The sequence below is a fragment of the Chryseobacterium sp. CFS2 genome (assembly GCF_036543225.1).
GTDB lineage: Bacteria > Bacteroidota > Bacteroidia > Flavobacteriales > Weeksellaceae > Chryseobacterium > Chryseobacterium culicis_A.
In genome coordinates this window covers 357,203-372,567 of record NZ_JAZHQU010000001.1, presented here as the reverse complement: position 1 = coordinate 372,567, position 15,365 = coordinate 357,203, and the positions used below count along the sequence as shown (strand labels likewise).

The window sequence follows — 15,365 nt, the reverse complement described above, 5'->3', positions numbered from 1 at the left end:
AGATTCAGGTTTCATTAAAATAGGAATGTTCAAGAATATACTTTTTACTCATCTTTATGCTGTCAAAAATATCTTTATCACTGGAATCCTGTTCCAAAAACCAATGTTTCAACCCTGCTTTTTCTCTGGCTTCGAAAATTTTTTTAAAATCAAGGGTTCCGTTTCCGATTTCTGCAAAGTCTTTTGTTTCTGCCTTCATATCTTTCACATGCCACAATGGAAATCTTTTCGGATATTTTTCAAAATAAAGTAACGGATCTAAACCTGCTTTTGAAATCCAATATAAATCCAGTTCCATCTTAACAGCATCTGATGAAGTATTTTCTAAAATGAAATCATAAAAATTATTCTTTTCATCCATCTTTAGAAATTCAAAATCGTGATTATGATAAGCCAGCTGAATTCCGTTTTGTTTGGAGAGATTTCCTGCATTTTCAAGAATATCTGGAAGTTTTTTATAATTTTCAAGTGTTCTTTCCGCTTCGGGAAGGTAGGAGCAAACTGCATATGTTGAACCAATAATGCTGAGATCATCTAACGTTGTATTCCAGTTTTTCAAAAGAGTTCCATCTTTCAGGTCTGTAATTCCGGTTTGGTGATGTGAACTGATCACCTTTAAACCATGAGCAGACAAAATATGTTTAAATTCTTTTGCTGTTTTTCCGAAAAATTTTCCGTCATAACCATAGATTTCAAATGCTGTAAAGCCAAGTTCTGCCAGTTTCTCAAAAGTCTTATTTAGATTTTTAGAAATGGAATCACGAACAGTGTACAGTTGAATGGCTATTGGTTTTTTATTCATATTTAAATTTGAAACCCCACAGGAATACAAACCCAAAAATCCCAATGAAGAAAGTCTAATGAAATCTTTTCTTTCCATTATAAAAACGGTTTCATCTCATCCTCAATCTGTGTTCTCAGCTCCATCAGGCGTTTAGCGTATAATTCCTGCTGCTTTTCTTCTTCAGTTTCCGGTATCCATTTCGGTACAGGTAGTTTTTTTCCATTTTCGTCTACGGCAACAAAAACAATGATACAATGTGTTTTTTTCTCAAAGTTCGGCTGCTTCAGGTTTCTTGAAAAGACATTAATGGCAATATGCATGCTCGAAGTTCCTGTATAAATTACCTGGGCATCAACTTTTACCACTTCACCGATTTTAATAGGATCATAAAAACGGATTCCGCCTACATACACGGTGACAGAATAATTCCCACTCCAGGTCGTCGCACATGCATAACCGGCCTGGTCAATCCATTTCATAACACTTCCTCCATGTACATTTCCTCCGTAATTAACATCTGAAGGCTCCGAAATAAACTGAAAAGTAATAGGCTTGTTCTGCATCTTTATAAAATTTGAATAAAGTTATTTAATAATTTCCAAAGTTTTAGATTAAATCCTACTTTTGAAAGACGAAACTTTCAATGAAAGAGAATTTTAACAATAACAGATTTAGAAACCGTAATGAAGAAAGTATTTTATCTCAACACATGTGATACCTGCAGAAAAATTTTAGCGCAATTTGATCTTACAGAGTGGGAGCTTCGCGAAATTAAAAAAGAGCCGATCACGAAAGAAGAATTGGCGGAAATGCATAAAAAAACAAAATCATACGAAGCTTTATTCAGCAAAAAATCTACTCAGATCAAATTGAGAGGTTTGGATGTAAAATCTTTGACAGAAAAAGACTTTAAAGAATTGCTTCTGGATCATTATACCTTTTTGAAAAGACCTGTTTTTATTACAGATAAGGAGATTTTCGTAGGAAATGATAAGAAAAATGTAGAAGAACTTCAGAAATTCTTTGGTGTACATGAATGAAATATCTGATTTCCATATTGCTTTGTCTTGCCGTCAGTGTAAAAGGACAGACGGTTTACAGAACTCCTTCGGGTACAAAGTTTCATACATCATCGTGCAGAATGGTGAAAAATGTTTCTTTCAGCCTGTCTGTAAATAAAGCTCTGGAACTTGGACTTCAACCTTGTAAGATCTGCAATCCTGGTCAAACATCAGGATATGGAATGGTTTCCAGCCCTAAAAAAGTGAATGGTATCAATAAAGGAAATCAATGCTTGGGAACAACCAAAAAAGGAACCAGATGTAAGCACTATACCAGCATTGGTAATGACTATTGCTTTCAACATGTTCCAAAATAAATTTTATCTGTAATTTGTGATTTATTTCAATTGGTTAATTATTAAATACTTAACTTTATAATCACCAAAAATTACATCATGAAAACAAACTTTTCAAAAACAAAGAATCTTAACAGATCAGCCTTAAAGGAAATCAACGGAGGACTAAGACCTCCTCTGGTAAACTGCTTTACGTTATGTGGGCCTGCTGGTGGAGTAATTTCGAACACCCCCGGAGTAGGTGACGCCTGTTCACCGGATAGAAAGATCTGCTGTATCTGCTATTAAATTACAAAGAGTCCATGATTATCACGGACTCTTTTTTTGTTCTTATATTTAAAACACTTATACAAAAGGAGCTTTCACCACTTTTGCAGGAATGTTTTTGTTTCTTACCTGAATGAAGATCTCAGAACCTAATTTGAAATGAGGTTTGTCTACATAAGCAAGACCTAAACCAACTTTCTTCATTGGAGACTGTGTTCCGGAAGTTACTTTCCCGATTACATTCCCTTCAGCATCCACTACAGGATAATCATGTCTTGGAACTCCTTTATCTGTAAGTTCAAAACCCACTAATTTTCTTGTAACACCTTCTTCTTTCTGTTTTGCGAAAACATCTTTAGAAACGAAGTCTTTATCAAACTTAGTGATCCATCCTAAACCAGCTTCAATAGGAGAGGTAGTATCATCGATATCATTTCCGTAAAGACAGAATCCTTTTTCCAGTCTTAAAGTATCTCTGGAAGCTAATCCACATGGGATAATTCCTTCTTCTTTACCTGCTTCCATTACAGCATCCCAAAGTTTTTCAGCACTTTCGTTATTGAAATAAATCTCAAAACCACCGCTTCCTGTGTATCCTGTGTTTGAAATGATCACATTGTTTTCTCCGGCAACACTTCCTACTGTGAAATGATAGTAAGGAATTTCCGAAAGGTTTACTTCCGTAAGTTTCTGAAGAATTTCAGTAGCTTTAGGTCCCTGAACTGCTAATAATGACATTTCATCAGAAGCATTGGTCATTTTAGCCCCGAAAGTATTGTATTTTGAAATATGATTCCAGTCTTTGTCGATGTTAGATGCATTAACTACTACAAAATATTTGTCATCTTCCATTTTGTAAACGATAAGGTCATCTACAATTCCGCCGTTTTCGTTAGGAAGACAAGAATACTGAGCTTTTCCGTTTTCTAGTGCATCTACATTATTGGTAGTTACAAACTGTAAAAGATCTTTTGATCCTGGCCCTTCGATGAAAAACTGTCCCATGTGGGAAACATCAAATAATCCTGCTTTTTCTCTTACTGCAAAGTGCTCTTCTGTAACCCCTGAATATTGAACAGGCATTTCAAAACCTGCGAAAGGTACGATCTTAGCTCCCAAAGAAACATGTTTGTCGTACAAGGCTGTTTTCTTCATATTTAATTTTTATTTCTTTATTTTAAAACTGTTAAAAGTCTCATTGAATAGGGTCATATAGTTTCCGTTCCAGAATTTCTGGCCACAGTTGATGGAAACTAAATATAAGTTTTTGTCTTTTTGAAAAGCCTTGGTGATCCAGAAAAGCTTTTCCTTTTCATCAAAGTGTTCATACAGATATTCTGTATATCCTTTCTGGCTCTTTTTTTCTTTTACTTTTTTCTCTTCATCTTTCGACTGATAAAGGGCAAGGATGAATTTTTTCACTTCATCTTTTGGAAGGGGAAGATCATGATATTCCGAAATGGTAACAGCACCTATCTGGCTGGTAGGGAAAATATTAATAATCTCACTGTCATTCGTAGATTTCCAGCCCTCCGGAATCGTAATGGAGTAATTGGAATTTTCATATACTTTTGCTTTTTGGGCAAAAAACAGACTTCCCGTTAAAAGCGCAGAAAAAAACAATATTTTTTTCATTATTAAAAATGGTGTTTATATTCTTCCAGAATAATTTTGAACCACTCAGTAAAGTTTTCAGGATGTTCAGCAATTTCTTTATCCAGATTTTCAGGAGTAATGAATCGTACTTCTTCCACTTCCTCTTTATTTAAATTGAAATCTGCTTCATGATTTCCTACAAATACATGATCCAGCTCGTGCTCCCAAAGGCCGCCACCCACATCTGCTTTGTAAATAAAATTGAATTTTTCTGAAAGTTCCGCCTCAATTCCCAGTTCTTCTCTTAATCTGCGCACAGCTCCTTCCTGATAAGTTTCCCCTTCTCGTGGGTGCGAGCACACAGCATTAGTCCATTGGCTAGGAGAATGATATTTTCCTGAGGCTCTTTTCTGAAGAAGCATTTCTCCTTTACTGTTAAAAAGAAATACAGAAAAAGCACGGTGTAACAGGCCATTGATGTGAGCCTGCTGTTTTTCCATCAGTCCTAAAACTTCATCTTCAGGATTTACTAAAACAACATATTCTTCCATTCCTACAAATGTAAGAGTAATAAATGTATTTTGGAAATTTTTAGATAAACATCATGCTTTTTATAATAATGGTAATAAAGTAAAGAAAGCTTGCCGATAAATTGATCAATTGGCTGATCTGTTTTTTACAATCTCAGCTTTCTCAGCTTAAAAAGAAAACGCAAAACGAAAAATTTTAACTATTTCGAAGGAAATAATTAATAAAATATTGATATTATTCTTTAAATAATAGTTTTTGTAGTATAATATTAACATAAACTAAGATTAACGTGCCTGATAGTTGTAAAAACGCTAACTTTGTTACTTAATATTTAGTAATGGAATTAGAATACATTGAACACATTAGTCCTATTCTAAAGGATGGAATAAAAAATTACTTAATAGATATCGACGGAACCATTACTGATGATGTTCCCAACGAAGAGCCCGAAAGAATGGTGACCTGCGAACCTTATCCTGATGCTCTGGAAACAATCAACAGATGGTATGACGAAGGACATCAGATCTGCTTTTTTACTTCAAGAACCGAGAATCTAAAACAAATCACTATCGACTGGCTGGATAAGCATGGCTTCAAATACCATAGCGTGCTTTGCGGAAAACCAAGAGGCGGAAATTATCACTGGATAGACAACCACTTGGTAAGAGCTACAAGATATAAAGGAAGATTTACGGATTTGGTTGAAAAGCAAGTAACCATTGAAGTATTCAAAGAAGACGGTGAATAAAAATATAATTCAAAGATTTAAAAATTAAATGGAAATCAGTTCCTTTAATTTTTAAATCTTTCATTTTTTAATATACTTGATATTTTATGAAAGTTTTAGCAAATGACGGCCTTGATCAATCTGGAATAGATGCATTGACAGAAAAAGGCTTTGAGGTTATCACTACAAAAGTTCCACAGGAGTTTTTAGTAGATTATATTAACGAGCACAAAATCCGCACCCTGCTGGTGAGAAGTGCTACACAGGTAAGAAAAGATATTATTGACGGATGCCCATCCATAGACATTATTGGTAGAGGAGGTGTTGGTATGGATAATATTGATGTAGATTATGCAAGAGAAAAAGGGATCCATGTTATCAATACGCCTTCAGCTTCTTCAGAATCGGTGGCTGAACTTGTTTTTGCTCATTTGTTTTCAGGAGCAAGATTTCTTCAGGATTCCAACAGAAAAATGCCTTTGGTAGGAGATACTGAATTTGGAGGCCTTAAAAAAGCTTATGCAGCCGGTATTGAATTAAGAGGAAAAACAATTGGTATTGTTGGAATGGGAAGAATCGGACAGGAAGTGGCAAGAATTGCTTTAGGACTTGGAATGAGAGTTGTAGCAGCCGATAATAATGTTGGGAAAGCAAGTATTAAGGTGAAATTTTACAACAACCAATTCATCAATGTTGACATAGAAACAGAACCGTTACAGGAAGTTTTAAAACATTCAGACTTTATTACGCTGCATGTCCCGGCACAGAAAGACGGTTATATGATTGGTCAGAATGAATTTGAAATAATGAAAGACGGTGTGGCTATTGTCAACTGTTCAAGAGGTGGAGTTATTGATGAGACAGCTTTAATTCAGGCTTTAGATTCAGGTAAAGTAAGATTTGCCGGATTAGATGTTTTCATTAATGAGCCAACTCCTTCTAAGGAAATTCTTACTCATTCTAAAATCTCTCTTACCCCTCACACTGGAGCTTCTACCCTTGAAGCACAGGATAGGATCGGGCTTTCTCTTGCAGAGCAGATTTCAAGTATCTTACAGATTCAATAATTTGAAATGATATAATCTAATAAAAGCACCTCAATCGAGGTGCTTTTGTGTTGTAAAACTGCTTATACAGCTTATATATTTTTACTTTTCAATAAGTCTCTGATCTCAGTCAGTAATTTTTGATCTTCCGTAGGTCCTGCAGGAGCCGGAGCTTCTTTTTTGTTTACTTTATTAGCCAGTTTAATGATCCAGAAAAGAACCATTGCGATACAAAGGAAACTGATTACTGCTGAAAGGAAATTCCCGTAAGCAACACCATTCCATGTAAGTTTTGCGATGTTTTCTGCACCGGCTGCTTTCAATGCCGGATTTAATATCAGAGGCGTGATTACATCTTCTACCAAAGACGAAACAATTTTTCCAAATGCTGCCCCAATGATCACACCGACAGCAAGATCGAGAACATTACCCTTAAAGGCAAACTCTTTAAATTCCTTTACAAATCCCATAATTTATATTTTTTTTAATTAGTATATACACAAAAATATAATTAAAAAACGTAAAGAACACTACGTTTTATAGTTTTTTATTCCCAAAATATTGAATTTTATGCCGAATTTCTATGATCTGTTTTAATGAATATTTTGGCTTTGTATCAATATCTTATTTCATTAATGATGACTTTTTATTTTTATTAATGACGTGATATCATAATGAAAAATCTTTTGTAATTTGCTTAAAAGTTGATTTGCCTATGAAAGTTTTCACTGCAGCACAGATACGCAGCTGGGATCAGTTTACGATTTCTCAGGAGCCGGTTTCTTCCATTCAATTAATGGAAAGGGCTTCAATGGTTTTGGCTCATTGGATCTCAGAACATTGTAAAAACCATAAAAAACTGGCCGTATTTTGTGGCAAAGGAAATAATGGAGGTGATGGATTGGCTGTTGCAAGAATACTTTATCTGAAAGGTTTTGATGTGGATGTGTTTATAAGCGATTCTAAAATAAAATTTTCGGAAGATGCTTCTGTTAATCTGAAAAGACTCCGGGATTTGTCAGGAATTTCAGTCAGGAAGTTTGATCAAAATGAATATTATAATTTTGATGATAAAACAATTATTGTAGATGCACTTTTCGGAACAGGATTGTCCAGACCGTTGGAAGGAGAATACAAAACGCTTGTTGAACAGTTGAATACCAAAAAGAATATTAAAATATCCATTGATATTCCTTCCGGGTTATCTGCTGATGAAATGTTTACCAATGATTCTGTTATTCTGAAAGCCGATTATACGCTCACTCTTCAATGCTGGAAACGCACTTTTCTACATCCGGAAACAGGAAAGTATACCGGAAAAGTAGAAGTATTGGATATTGATTTAAGTCAGATATACGCTGATACAACTGATTCTGAATATTCAGTTATTGATGATCAGCAGGTAGGATCCATATTTATTCCTAGACAGGAATTTTCCCATAAAGGCAGCTATGGTAAGGCGGTTATCATAGGAGGCAGCTATGGAAAAATAGGTGCGGCAGTGTTGGCAACACAATCAGCTTTAAGAACCGGAGCAGGACTTACTTTTACGCTGGCTCCAGAGTGCGGCTACGAAATTTTACAGATTTCATGTCCTGAAGCCATGTTTATAAAAGGAGGAGAGAAGGTCATGACAAATTTTGAATTTGACAAGGATTTTACCTGTGGCATAGGGCCTGGCCTGGGAACTCATCCCGATACTGAGAAAAGCTTTCTGAATTTTCTGAAAAACTACTCCCAACCTTTGATATTGGATGCCGATGCCTTGAATATCCTTTCAAAAGATCCAAAATATTTAGAATTAATTCCTAAGAAATCCATTATTACTCCTCACCCGAAAGAGTTTGAAAGGCTTTTTGGAAGTACAGATCATTCTTTTAAAAGGCTTGAACTAGCAAGGGAAAAAGCAAAGGAACTGGATATTTATATTGTATTAAAGGATCATCACACACAAGTCATTACTCCACAAAGAAATGTGTTTTATAACATAACGGGAAATGCCGGTCTTGCAAAAGGAGGAAGTGGAGACATTCTTACCGGAATTCTGACCTCGCTTTTAGCGCAGAGATATTCTCCGGAGCAAGCCTGTATTCTGGGTCTTTGGTTACATGGTAGAGCAGCCGATATTGCTTCTGAAAAACATTCAAAAGAATCTATGCTGCCTACAGATGTCATTGATGAATTAGGGACTGTTTTTGAAGAGCTGAACAGAAGGGTGGAGAAGAACCTGTAATGAGACAACAGCGAAATAATTTTTAAGATATTAAAAAAGGCAAATCTGTATTTCTACAAATTTGCCTTTTTATATGTTGGTCTTTTTGATTACGATTATTCCGGCTTCTCGTTTTCAGCCTGAGTGATCTTAAATTTCTTGGAAACAATCATAATGACAACTCCTGCAATCATAAATGGAATAGAAAGAACCTGGCCTGTATTAAGACCGCCTATCTGGATGAATTCATCGCCTTGTGGCTCTTTAAGGAACTCAACGAAGAATCTGATGGCCCAAAGAATGATAAAGAACAGCCCGAATAACCATCCCTGTTGATATTTTTTATCTGTTTTTCTGTAAAGTATCCATAATAAAATGAATAGTAGAACATATCCTACCGCCTCAAATAACTGGCTTGGATAACGGGGTACAGTAAGCCCATACTCACTGCTCTGTTGTGGGAAAAGCAAAGCAAACGGAGAATTTGGATCAGCTGGTTTACCTACAATTTCAGAATTGAAAAAGTTCCCCATTCTTACAAATGCTCCTCCCAAAGCAACTACAATACCCAATCTGTCATATACCCAGAATGGATTTTTTTTAATGATTTTGAATGAATAATAAAGCGTGGTGAAAATCAAAGCGATCGTTGCACCATGGCTCGCCAGACCTGAAAACCCTGTGAATTTTAAACCATTTTTTGTGCTTATTGGTAAAAATACACTCCAGAAATCCTCTTTAAATAATTCCGGCTGATAAAAGATAACATGTCCTAATCTTGCTCCAAGTATAGTTCCGATTAATGTCCATGTGAACAAAGGTTCCAGGTATTTTTGGTTAACATGATCAATCTTAAAGATTCTTGTCATTAAAATATATCCGAAACCAAAGGCAAATACAAACATTAAACTATAAAAATGAAGGGTAAATGATCCGATATGAATACCTTTCGAAGGATCCCATATTTTAAATGAAGTTTTAAGTTCTACTTTATCAGCATCAGTGATGGGTTTTACTGATTTTACAGCGTATTTGAAAGTGGTAATGTTTTCTTGGGTAACTGCAGTATCAATAAGTTTGAAGTTTTTATCAAAAAACTGGTACTTTGAATCTTTGTACTTCGCTAAAGTGGAAGCACCATAGTTATAATAAGCAGGTTCAAAACTGGATTCATTAAGGATCACAACAAAAGATTGGTTCTTGTCTGATTCTCTGTCCGGAAAAGCCGTAAGGTCTCCCATTTCTGTAGTAGAATAGATTTTTACAGGAACATTGCTTCCATTGATATCTAAAGTTCCGTCAGATAAACCTCCAGGGTATTCCTGTGCAAAAAAAAGCTGCGTTGTAAACGCAAACAGCACAAGATAGATTCTGAAAAAGATAGTATTCATTTTTCTATTGATTTAATAGTTTGATTATTGACATTTATGTTTGGGTGGAACAGGGTCATAACCGCTTCCTCCCCATGGGTGGCATCTTAAAATCCTTTTAAATCCCAGCCAGAAACCTTTAAAGACACCATGTACCTGGAGCGACTCAATCATATAGTGAGAGCAGGTAGGTTCGTAGCGGCAGTTTTTGGGAAGTAAGGGCGAGATGAACCATTGGTAAAATTTGATCAGAATTACCAGTGGAAATGTAATGATTTTATGGAATGTAAGTTTCAAAACAATGCAAAAATAGGGTAAAAAAATGAAAATTAGTTTAAATTTGTTATAAGTTTCGGAGATCAGAAATCCGGAACTTTGATCTTAAAAAATAGAATTACTTTGAACCAAAATATTCCATTAGCTGAAAAATTAAGACCCAAAACCCTGAATGATGTATTGGGGCAGGAGCACCTTACCGGAGACAAGGGAACAATCCGAAAAATGATTGAAAACAACACCTTGAATTCACTGATATTCTGGGGACCTCCGGGAACCGGGAAAACTACGCTGGCTGAAATTGTCTCGGAGCAGTCGGGGAGAAAATTCTATAAACTGTCTGCGGTTTCTTCAGGGGTGAAAGAGGTGCGTGATGTGATCGAGGATGCCAAAAAGCAGAATCTGTTTTCAGGAAAATCACCGATTCTATTTATTGATGAAATTCACAGGTTTAATAAGTCTCAGCAGGATTCATTACTGCATGCAGTAGAAAAAGGCTGGATTGTTTTGATTGGAGCCACTACAGAGAATCCAAGCTTTGAAGTGGTTTCGGCTTTGCTTTCAAGAAGTCAGGTGTATATTTTAAAGGCTTTGAGTTACGAAAAGCTTGAAGAATTGATCGATATTGCTTCTGAAAGATACAATAAAGATGAAGGAACAGATTTTACCATCCTTGAAAAAGAAGCTTTCATTCAATATTCCGGTGGGGACGCCAGAAAACTTATTAATTCTGTAGAATTGGTTTTGAATCAATTTAAAAACTCTGATACAAAGGAAATTCTTAATTCAGATGTTCTTGAAGTCCTTCAGGAGACTATGGCACTGTATGATAAAAACGGAGAGCAGCATTATGATATTATTTCAGCCTTTATCAAATCGATGCGTGGTGGTGATCCGAACGGAGCGGTGTACTGGCTGGCGAGAATGATAGCAGGAGGTGAAGATATCAAGTTTATTGCAAGAAGAATGCTTATTCTGGCAGCTGAGGATGTGGGGCTGGCTAATCCAAACGCTTTGGTGGTTGCCAATAATTGTTTTCAGGCGATTAATGTAATCGGGAACCCTGAAGCAAGGATTATATTAAGTGAAACGGCCGTATATCTGGCGGTTTCTCCCAAAAGTAATTCAGCATATATGGCTATCAATGAAGCGCTGGCTTTAGTGAAACAAACAGGAAATCTGCCTGTGCCACTTCATTTGAGGAATGCCCCAACAAAACTCATGAAAGATCTGGATTACGGAAAAGAATATAAATATGCCCATTCTTATGAAGGGAACTTTGTAGAACAGGATTTCCTTCCGGAAGAAATCAGGAATGTGAAACTGTATGAACCTGGTAATAATTCTACAGAAAAGAAAATTTATGAAGAGCTTAAGAAAAAGTGGAACAATAAATATTAAAATTAAAAGGATGCTGTTGTAAGCATCCTTTTTTATGGTATTAATTTTCGGTAGTGTAAATAAATAATGTTTTCTTACCATTGTAATCTTTTGTTTCCGTTCTTTTCTTGATTTCAGGATAAATTACGGTACTTGTGTCTGTAAATTCATACCCATCAATAAATACAGGATTATTTGCCGGGATATTATATTGTACATTGATGTCAGATAATGGCATTCTGTCAAATATATTTTCTCCGTTTTTGAATTTATATTCAGTTAACCCTTTTGTAAAAACAGAACTGTATTTTTTAAAACTTTGCGGAAGGCTTGCCGGAGTATTGTATACTTTTGAAACCTGCAATACGTTCTTTCTTGTATTGAACAATTCTACTGTTCCAATAGCGTTGTCAGCCACTGCAAACTTCACAGCAGGATTTTTTTGCTGTGCAAATAAAGTAGCGGAGGATAGTATTAAAAAAGAATAGAGTAATTTTTTCATAATCAGAATATGTAACTGTTAAAAACGTGATAAATATAGTTATTTTTTATAAAATTTGAATAAAATCTTGAATTGTTTTAAATTTTATTTAGAAATAAAAACTTTTACCCTGATTATCAGTCTGCGCTTTCTTCAGTTTTGTCTTTTTTATCCATCATATTTTTGATCATATTTTTCAGGCGCTGGAAAGTGAAAGAACTCAATAATAAAATAATTCCGAGTACAATGAATGCGCTGATTCTTGAAATATTGTCCATTTGCCATACATCATAACCATAAAGTTTTAATACCATGAGCCCTATCAGTGCAAAACCAATTTTGTTATATTCCTGAATATCTTTTTTCAAACCATTATAAATAAAAATACTGGCAAGAATTGTCCATATAATAGGAAGATAAAGAATATTAAAATGTTCACTTGCTTCATAAGACTGGGCAAGGCTATGGGAAACCATTACAATATAAGAATGGTGCAGTTCATAACTTACAGAGATGATAAGTGTCAAAGACAGTATCCAGTATGAAATCTGTTGTTTGTGAAACACAGAAGAAGGAATGATTTTATAACCTATATAGATAAAAGGTATCCATTGTATCAGATGTAAAAAATAAAAGCTTATATGTAATTTTTTTGTTAAAATAGCTGTGATGACGGGAGGTGTAGAAACGGATGTATTAATAATCAGCAGGAAAAAAAACAAATAAATCAGGAGAGTCTGAATGTCATTTCTGATATTCAGCGGTTTTCTGAAAAGTAATAAGATGAAAATATAATAAATACTGAATAAAAGTCCCACGCTGGTAATCGCGGACCATGGCATTTCCGAAATGTGATACGTGATTTCAAGAAGGAAAGTAATATAAATAACTCCGTAGCTGATGACCGTAATAAGATCTTCAACAATGTTATTGGCTTTCCCTTGTAGTTCTTTTGCCGTATTCCTTAATAAATATAAATTAATCATGATGGAAACTATGGTAAACGAACTGGTAATAAACGGAGGATTGAATATAATATTGAAATCTTTTGTCCCAAAATACTCTGTCCAGGTTACAAGTTGTGCGATCATAACTAATGGAAACAGAATGTAAAAGAAAATTTTAAAAATCCTATGACCTGTTTTTTTCCATATAAAAAGAAGGAGAGTAGCTTCTATTGCCCAAATACTGGTGATGAGATGGGTTTTAAACTGAATAGCAATCGCAATGGTTATAAGACTGGTAACAAGCCCTGCGAATACAGAATAAGCAACCCCAAAGTTTTTGCGGGTATATTCCCTAAACAGAAGGATGGAATTTAAAGCAGCAAAAATAAGAGGAAAAATAATCGGAGGTTCATATTTTAGGGTATCAAAAATATAAAGCAGTCCTAAAATACTCGATAAATTTGAGAGGGCGAGTATTAAAATATCAGAGGTTGAAAGTATGCTTTTTCTGAAATAGTCGTGCAGGGCAAAAATGTAGAAAATCACATAGCTGATCAGATAAAAAGTAATGCTTAAAAGTTCGGGACTTTCATCGGTCCAGAAGAAAAGATAGCCTGTTGTAAAAATATAAGCGGTCCATCCCACACTTTTCCAGTGCTTCAGAAAAGAGGCTGCCAGCATTCCGGTGTTTAAAAGAGTAATATAAATAAAAAGGAAAACATAATTGCTTTGTCCTGTACTGATCATCAGAGGAGCTGCAAAACCGCCTATCAGGGAAAAAATAATCAATACTTCACTCTTATAATAATAGGATAAGATGATAGAGGCTGCGGTAATCAGCGCAGTTATGACAAAGGCTGTGTTTTGGGTAAACAGATGATATTCACGAAAGGCGATTGTGGCTGTAAAATATAAGACGGCAATTCCACCTCCTGTAATGATGGAAGAGAAGGCTTGGTAATTTTTTCTCAGAAAATGTCCGGTTATGATAATTCCTGCTCCGGTACAGAAACCGATTCCTGCTCTTGCGGTTTCTCCAATCCAGTTTTTATCGATAGCATATTTCACAAAATAAGCAATTCCAAGAACGAGGGTGAAAATACCAATGATGGTAAGTGCATTTTGTTTTAAAAAATCAAGAACAGGAGTATGCCAGTCTTTTTGAACTGGTGTTGAGGTCTTTTCATTATCTTCATGATGCTTTGCCTCTTCATAATGAACCTGCTGAGGTTCTACCTGTTGTGGTATAAAAGTTTCTTCTGTTGATATTTTCTTATGAGTGGCTTCAGTTGGAGCCGGAGAAGTATTGTTGATTTTATTATTAAGATCAGAGATCTCCTTTTCAAGCTTTCTGATTTTGGTGTTCAGGTTGTTGAAAATAATGAAGATGATTATAAGGAGTATGACAGCAACAAATTCATTCATTTCATTAGTTTTTATCAAATATAAAGAAATGTTTGATATGCTCATTTAAAAAATTAACCCATCACGGTATAAGCGATGGGTTAAATGGTATAGATAACTAACAATATGTTTTTACTAGTTTGATACTTTGTAAATGTAGAATGATGCAATACTGGATCCCAATAATCCTACAGTGAAAACACCGGCATCGGTAAGTCCGAATGATACTTTGTCACCTGCCTGGAATGAATACAAAGAGTGGATGCTGGAATCAGAAAGTGTTAAGTTAACTGCCAATGCAAGGTTAACCCCACTGAAAGGGCGGCTGTCTATTATTGTTGATACTCCTGTTCTGGTTCTTGCGATACCGATTCCCGGAGTTCCTGATAATAGGGATGCCTGCAATCCTGTTCCATATCTGAATGCAAATCCCACAGCATATACACCGGTTGATGGGATATTATAAGCACCATCGCTATCTGAAAATAAAGCGGAGCTACCAATGTTTCGGTCGGCTGCTAAAAAGTTGACAGGCTGGAAAGATGCTGGGAAAGCTCCTACGCTCAGAAGACTGATGCCCGTTGTTTTTTTCGCGGCATATACAGAAGTATTCGTTCCTGATGCTGCTATTAATAGCGCTGGATCAACACTATAAACCTGAGTGGTTCCCTGGTTAATTGCTAAAACTTGATATCCGGGTAGCGCTGTAGCTGCAGGGGTATCACGAACTTTCATTGTTCCGTTAACATCTAAAGTTGCAGATGGAGTAGCTGTATTGATACCGACTTGTGAGAATAATGGTAACGTTGCACAGGCTAACATTAAGCTGTAAAGTTTAGTTTTCATGATCAAGATTTTTAATTAGTTGCTAAGCAAATATACAATAAAAATTATACTCCACATTGTGATATTTGCAATTTTAATGTTAATATGATGTAATATATTTAAACATATGTTTATATTTTGATTGATATTTATGCATAATTT

At 35.4% G+C, this 15,365-nt stretch carries 18 protein-coding genes; 7 read left to right on the top strand and 11 right to left on the bottom strand.

The window, feature by feature from the left end; all coding sequences use genetic code 11:
• Positions 1-4 precede the first annotated feature (4 nt).
• Together ODR02_RS01690 and ODR02_RS01685 are read right to left on the bottom strand one after the other, a co-directional pair.
• Complete coding sequence (locus ODR02_RS01690; protein ID WP_309511431.1) at positions 5-802, bottom strand: sugar phosphate isomerase/epimerase family protein; 798 nt, start codon at positions 800-802, stop codon at positions 5-7.
• Positions 803-879: 77 nt separating this feature from the next.
• Entirely contained in the window at positions 880-1,347 is a 468-nt protein-coding gene (locus ODR02_RS01685) for an acyl-CoA thioesterase (RefSeq protein WP_193545521.1), read from the bottom strand.
• A 120-nt stretch (positions 1,348-1,467) separates the two neighbouring features.
• Between ODR02_RS01685 and ODR02_RS01680 the strand changes: the two genes are divergently transcribed.
• From ODR02_RS01680 to ODR02_RS01670, 3 genes are all read left to right on the top strand, one after another.
• Entirely contained in the window at positions 1,468-1,824 is a 357-nt protein-coding gene (locus tag ODR02_RS01680) for an arsenate reductase family protein (protein WP_105683626.1), read from the top strand.
• Complete coding sequence (locus tag ODR02_RS01675) at positions 1,821-2,162, top strand: hypothetical protein (protein ID WP_309511430.1); 342 nt, start codon at positions 1,821-1,823, stop codon at positions 2,160-2,162. Before ODR02_RS01680 ends, ODR02_RS01675 begins: the two co-directional genes overlap by 4 nt.
• 78 nt (positions 2,163-2,240) lie before the next feature.
• Positions 2,241-2,429, top strand: a complete 189-nt coding sequence (locus ODR02_RS01670; RefSeq protein ID WP_309511429.1) for a hypothetical protein — start codon at positions 2,241-2,243, stop codon at positions 2,427-2,429.
• A 57-nt stretch (positions 2,430-2,486) separates the two neighbouring features.
• Here ODR02_RS01670 and gcvT read toward each other — a convergent pair whose 3' ends face one another.
• From gcvT to idi, 3 genes are read right to left on the bottom strand one after another with little or no spacing between them, the layout of a single operon-like run.
• The gene (gene gcvT, locus ODR02_RS01665) at positions 2,487-3,563 is read right to left on the bottom strand and encodes a glycine cleavage system aminomethyltransferase GcvT (RefSeq protein ID WP_105683623.1); all 1,077 of its coding nucleotides are present in this window, start codon (positions 3,561-3,563) and stop codon (positions 2,487-2,489) included.
• A gap of 9 nt (positions 3,564-3,572) precedes the next feature.
• Complete coding sequence (locus ODR02_RS01660) at positions 3,573-4,043, bottom strand: hypothetical protein (protein WP_245169740.1); 471 nt, start codon at positions 4,041-4,043, stop codon at positions 3,573-3,575.
• Positions 4,044-4,045: 2 nt separating this feature from the next.
• Positions 4,046-4,555 (bottom strand): isopentenyl-diphosphate Delta-isomerase, encoded by a 510-nt coding sequence (gene idi, locus ODR02_RS01655; RefSeq protein WP_105683621.1) that lies wholly within the window; start codon positions 4,553-4,555, stop codon positions 4,046-4,048.
• Positions 4,556-4,872: 317 nt separating this feature from the next.
• On the opposite strand from idi, the gene ODR02_RS01650 reads away from it, so the two are divergent.
• A complete protein-coding gene (locus tag ODR02_RS01650; RefSeq protein ID WP_002980498.1) occupies positions 4,873-5,283 on the top strand; it encodes an LNS2 domain-containing protein in 411 nt (136 codons plus the stop codon).
• 86 nt (positions 5,284-5,369) lie between these two features.
• On the top strand, positions 5,370-6,329 hold the full coding sequence (locus ODR02_RS01645; protein WP_034695946.1) for a D-2-hydroxyacid dehydrogenase: 960 nt from the start codon (positions 5,370-5,372) through the stop codon (positions 6,327-6,329).
• A gap of 71 nt (positions 6,330-6,400) precedes the next feature.
• Here the strand turns inward: ODR02_RS01645 and mscL are convergent, their stop codons facing one another.
• Positions 6,401-6,778: a large conductance mechanosensitive channel protein MscL gene (mscL, locus tag ODR02_RS01640; RefSeq protein WP_034695945.1), complete on the bottom strand. Its 378-nt coding sequence runs from the start codon at positions 6,776-6,778 to the stop codon at positions 6,401-6,403.
• 245 nt (positions 6,779-7,023) lie between these two features.
• Here mscL and ODR02_RS01635 point away from each other — a divergent pair, with 245 nt between their 5' ends.
• Complete coding sequence (locus ODR02_RS01635) at positions 7,024-8,541, top strand: NAD(P)H-hydrate dehydratase (RefSeq protein ID WP_309511428.1); 1,518 nt, start codon at positions 7,024-7,026, stop codon at positions 8,539-8,541.
• A gap of 95 nt (positions 8,542-8,636) precedes the next feature.
• On the opposite strand, the gene lgt is transcribed toward ODR02_RS01635, so the two are convergent.
• Together lgt and yidD are read right to left on the bottom strand one after the other, a co-directional pair.
• The gene (gene lgt, locus ODR02_RS01630) at positions 8,637-9,485 is read right to left on the bottom strand and encodes a prolipoprotein diacylglyceryl transferase (RefSeq protein WP_309511624.1); all 849 of its coding nucleotides are present in this window, start codon (positions 9,483-9,485) and stop codon (positions 8,637-8,639) included.
• 450 nt (positions 9,486-9,935) lie between these two features.
• The gene (gene yidD / locus ODR02_RS01625; RefSeq protein ID WP_309511427.1) at positions 9,936-10,187 is read right to left on the bottom strand and encodes a membrane protein insertion efficiency factor YidD; all 252 of its coding nucleotides are present in this window, start codon (positions 10,185-10,187) and stop codon (positions 9,936-9,938) included.
• Between the two features lie 102 nt (positions 10,188-10,289).
• On the opposite strand from yidD, the gene ODR02_RS01620 reads away from it, so the two are divergent.
• Positions 10,290-11,567 carry a replication-associated recombination protein A gene (locus ODR02_RS01620; protein WP_209785211.1) on the top strand — a complete coding sequence of 426 codons (1,278 nt, stop codon included), beginning with the start codon at positions 10,290-10,292 and terminating at the stop codon, positions 11,565-11,567.
• A 40-nt stretch (positions 11,568-11,607) separates the two neighbouring features.
• Here ODR02_RS01620 and ODR02_RS01615 read toward each other — a convergent pair whose 3' ends face one another.
• From ODR02_RS01615 to ODR02_RS01605, 3 genes are all read right to left on the bottom strand, one after another.
• Positions 11,608-12,048 (bottom strand): hypothetical protein, encoded by a 441-nt coding sequence (locus tag ODR02_RS01615; protein WP_209785210.1) that lies wholly within the window; start codon positions 12,046-12,048, stop codon positions 11,608-11,610.
• Positions 12,049-12,164: 116 nt separating this feature from the next.
• Entirely contained in the window at positions 12,165-14,399 is a 2,235-nt protein-coding gene (locus ODR02_RS01610) for a DUF2339 domain-containing protein (RefSeq protein ID WP_309511426.1), read from the bottom strand.
• Between the two features lie 114 nt (positions 14,400-14,513).
• The gene (locus ODR02_RS01605; RefSeq protein ID WP_209785208.1) at positions 14,514-15,224 is read right to left on the bottom strand and encodes a hypothetical protein; all 711 of its coding nucleotides are present in this window, start codon (positions 15,222-15,224) and stop codon (positions 14,514-14,516) included.
• Positions 15,225-15,365: the final 141 nt, after the last annotated feature.

What these genes read in the sequence shown, in the direction of transcription:
- gcvT (WP_105683623.1), bottom strand. Translation starts at nt 3,563, where the DNA reads ATGAAGAAAACAGCCTTGTACGACAAACATGTTTCTTTGGGAGCTAAG.
- ODR02_RS01675 (WP_309511430.1), top strand. Translation starts at nt 1,821, where the DNA reads ATGAAATATCTGATTTCCATATTGCTTTGTCTTGCCGTCAGTGTAAAA.
- ODR02_RS01690 (WP_309511431.1), bottom strand. Translation starts at nt 802, where the DNA reads ATGAATAAAAAACCAATAGCCATTCAACTGTACACTGTTCGTGATTCC.
- ODR02_RS01610 (WP_309511426.1), bottom strand. Translation starts at nt 14,399, where the DNA reads ATGAATGAATTTGTTGCTGTCATACTCCTTATAATCATCTTCATTATT.
- ODR02_RS01660 (WP_245169740.1), bottom strand. Translation starts at nt 4,043, where the DNA reads ATGAAAAAAATATTGTTTTTTTCTGCGCTTTTAACGGGAAGTCTGTTT.
- ODR02_RS01635 (WP_309511428.1), top strand. Translation starts at nt 7,024, where the DNA reads ATGAAAGTTTTCACTGCAGCACAGATACGCAGCTGGGATCAGTTTACG.
- ODR02_RS01670 (WP_309511429.1), top strand. Translation starts at nt 2,241, where the DNA reads ATGAAAACAAACTTTTCAAAAACAAAGAATCTTAACAGATCAGCCTTA.
- ODR02_RS01685 (WP_193545521.1), bottom strand. Translation starts at nt 1,347, where the DNA reads ATGCAGAACAAGCCTATTACTTTTCAGTTTATTTCGGAGCCTTCAGAT.
- ODR02_RS01680 (WP_105683626.1), top strand. Translation starts at nt 1,468, where the DNA reads ATGAAGAAAGTATTTTATCTCAACACATGTGATACCTGCAGAAAAATT.
- ODR02_RS01615 (WP_209785210.1), bottom strand. Translation starts at nt 12,048, where the DNA reads ATGAAAAAATTACTCTATTCTTTTTTAATACTATCCTCCGCTACTTTA.
- mscL (WP_034695945.1), bottom strand. Translation starts at nt 6,778, where the DNA reads ATGGGATTTGTAAAGGAATTTAAAGAGTTTGCCTTTAAGGGTAATGTT.
- ODR02_RS01605 (WP_209785208.1), bottom strand. Translation starts at nt 15,224, where the DNA reads ATGAAAACTAAACTTTACAGCTTAATGTTAGCCTGTGCAACGTTACCA.
- ODR02_RS01645 (WP_034695946.1), top strand. Translation starts at nt 5,370, where the DNA reads ATGAAAGTTTTAGCAAATGACGGCCTTGATCAATCTGGAATAGATGCA.
- ODR02_RS01650 (WP_002980498.1), top strand. Translation starts at nt 4,873, where the DNA reads ATGGAATTAGAATACATTGAACACATTAGTCCTATTCTAAAGGATGGA.
- idi (WP_105683621.1), bottom strand. Translation starts at nt 4,555, where the DNA reads ATGGAAGAATATGTTGTTTTAGTAAATCCTGAAGATGAAGTTTTAGGA.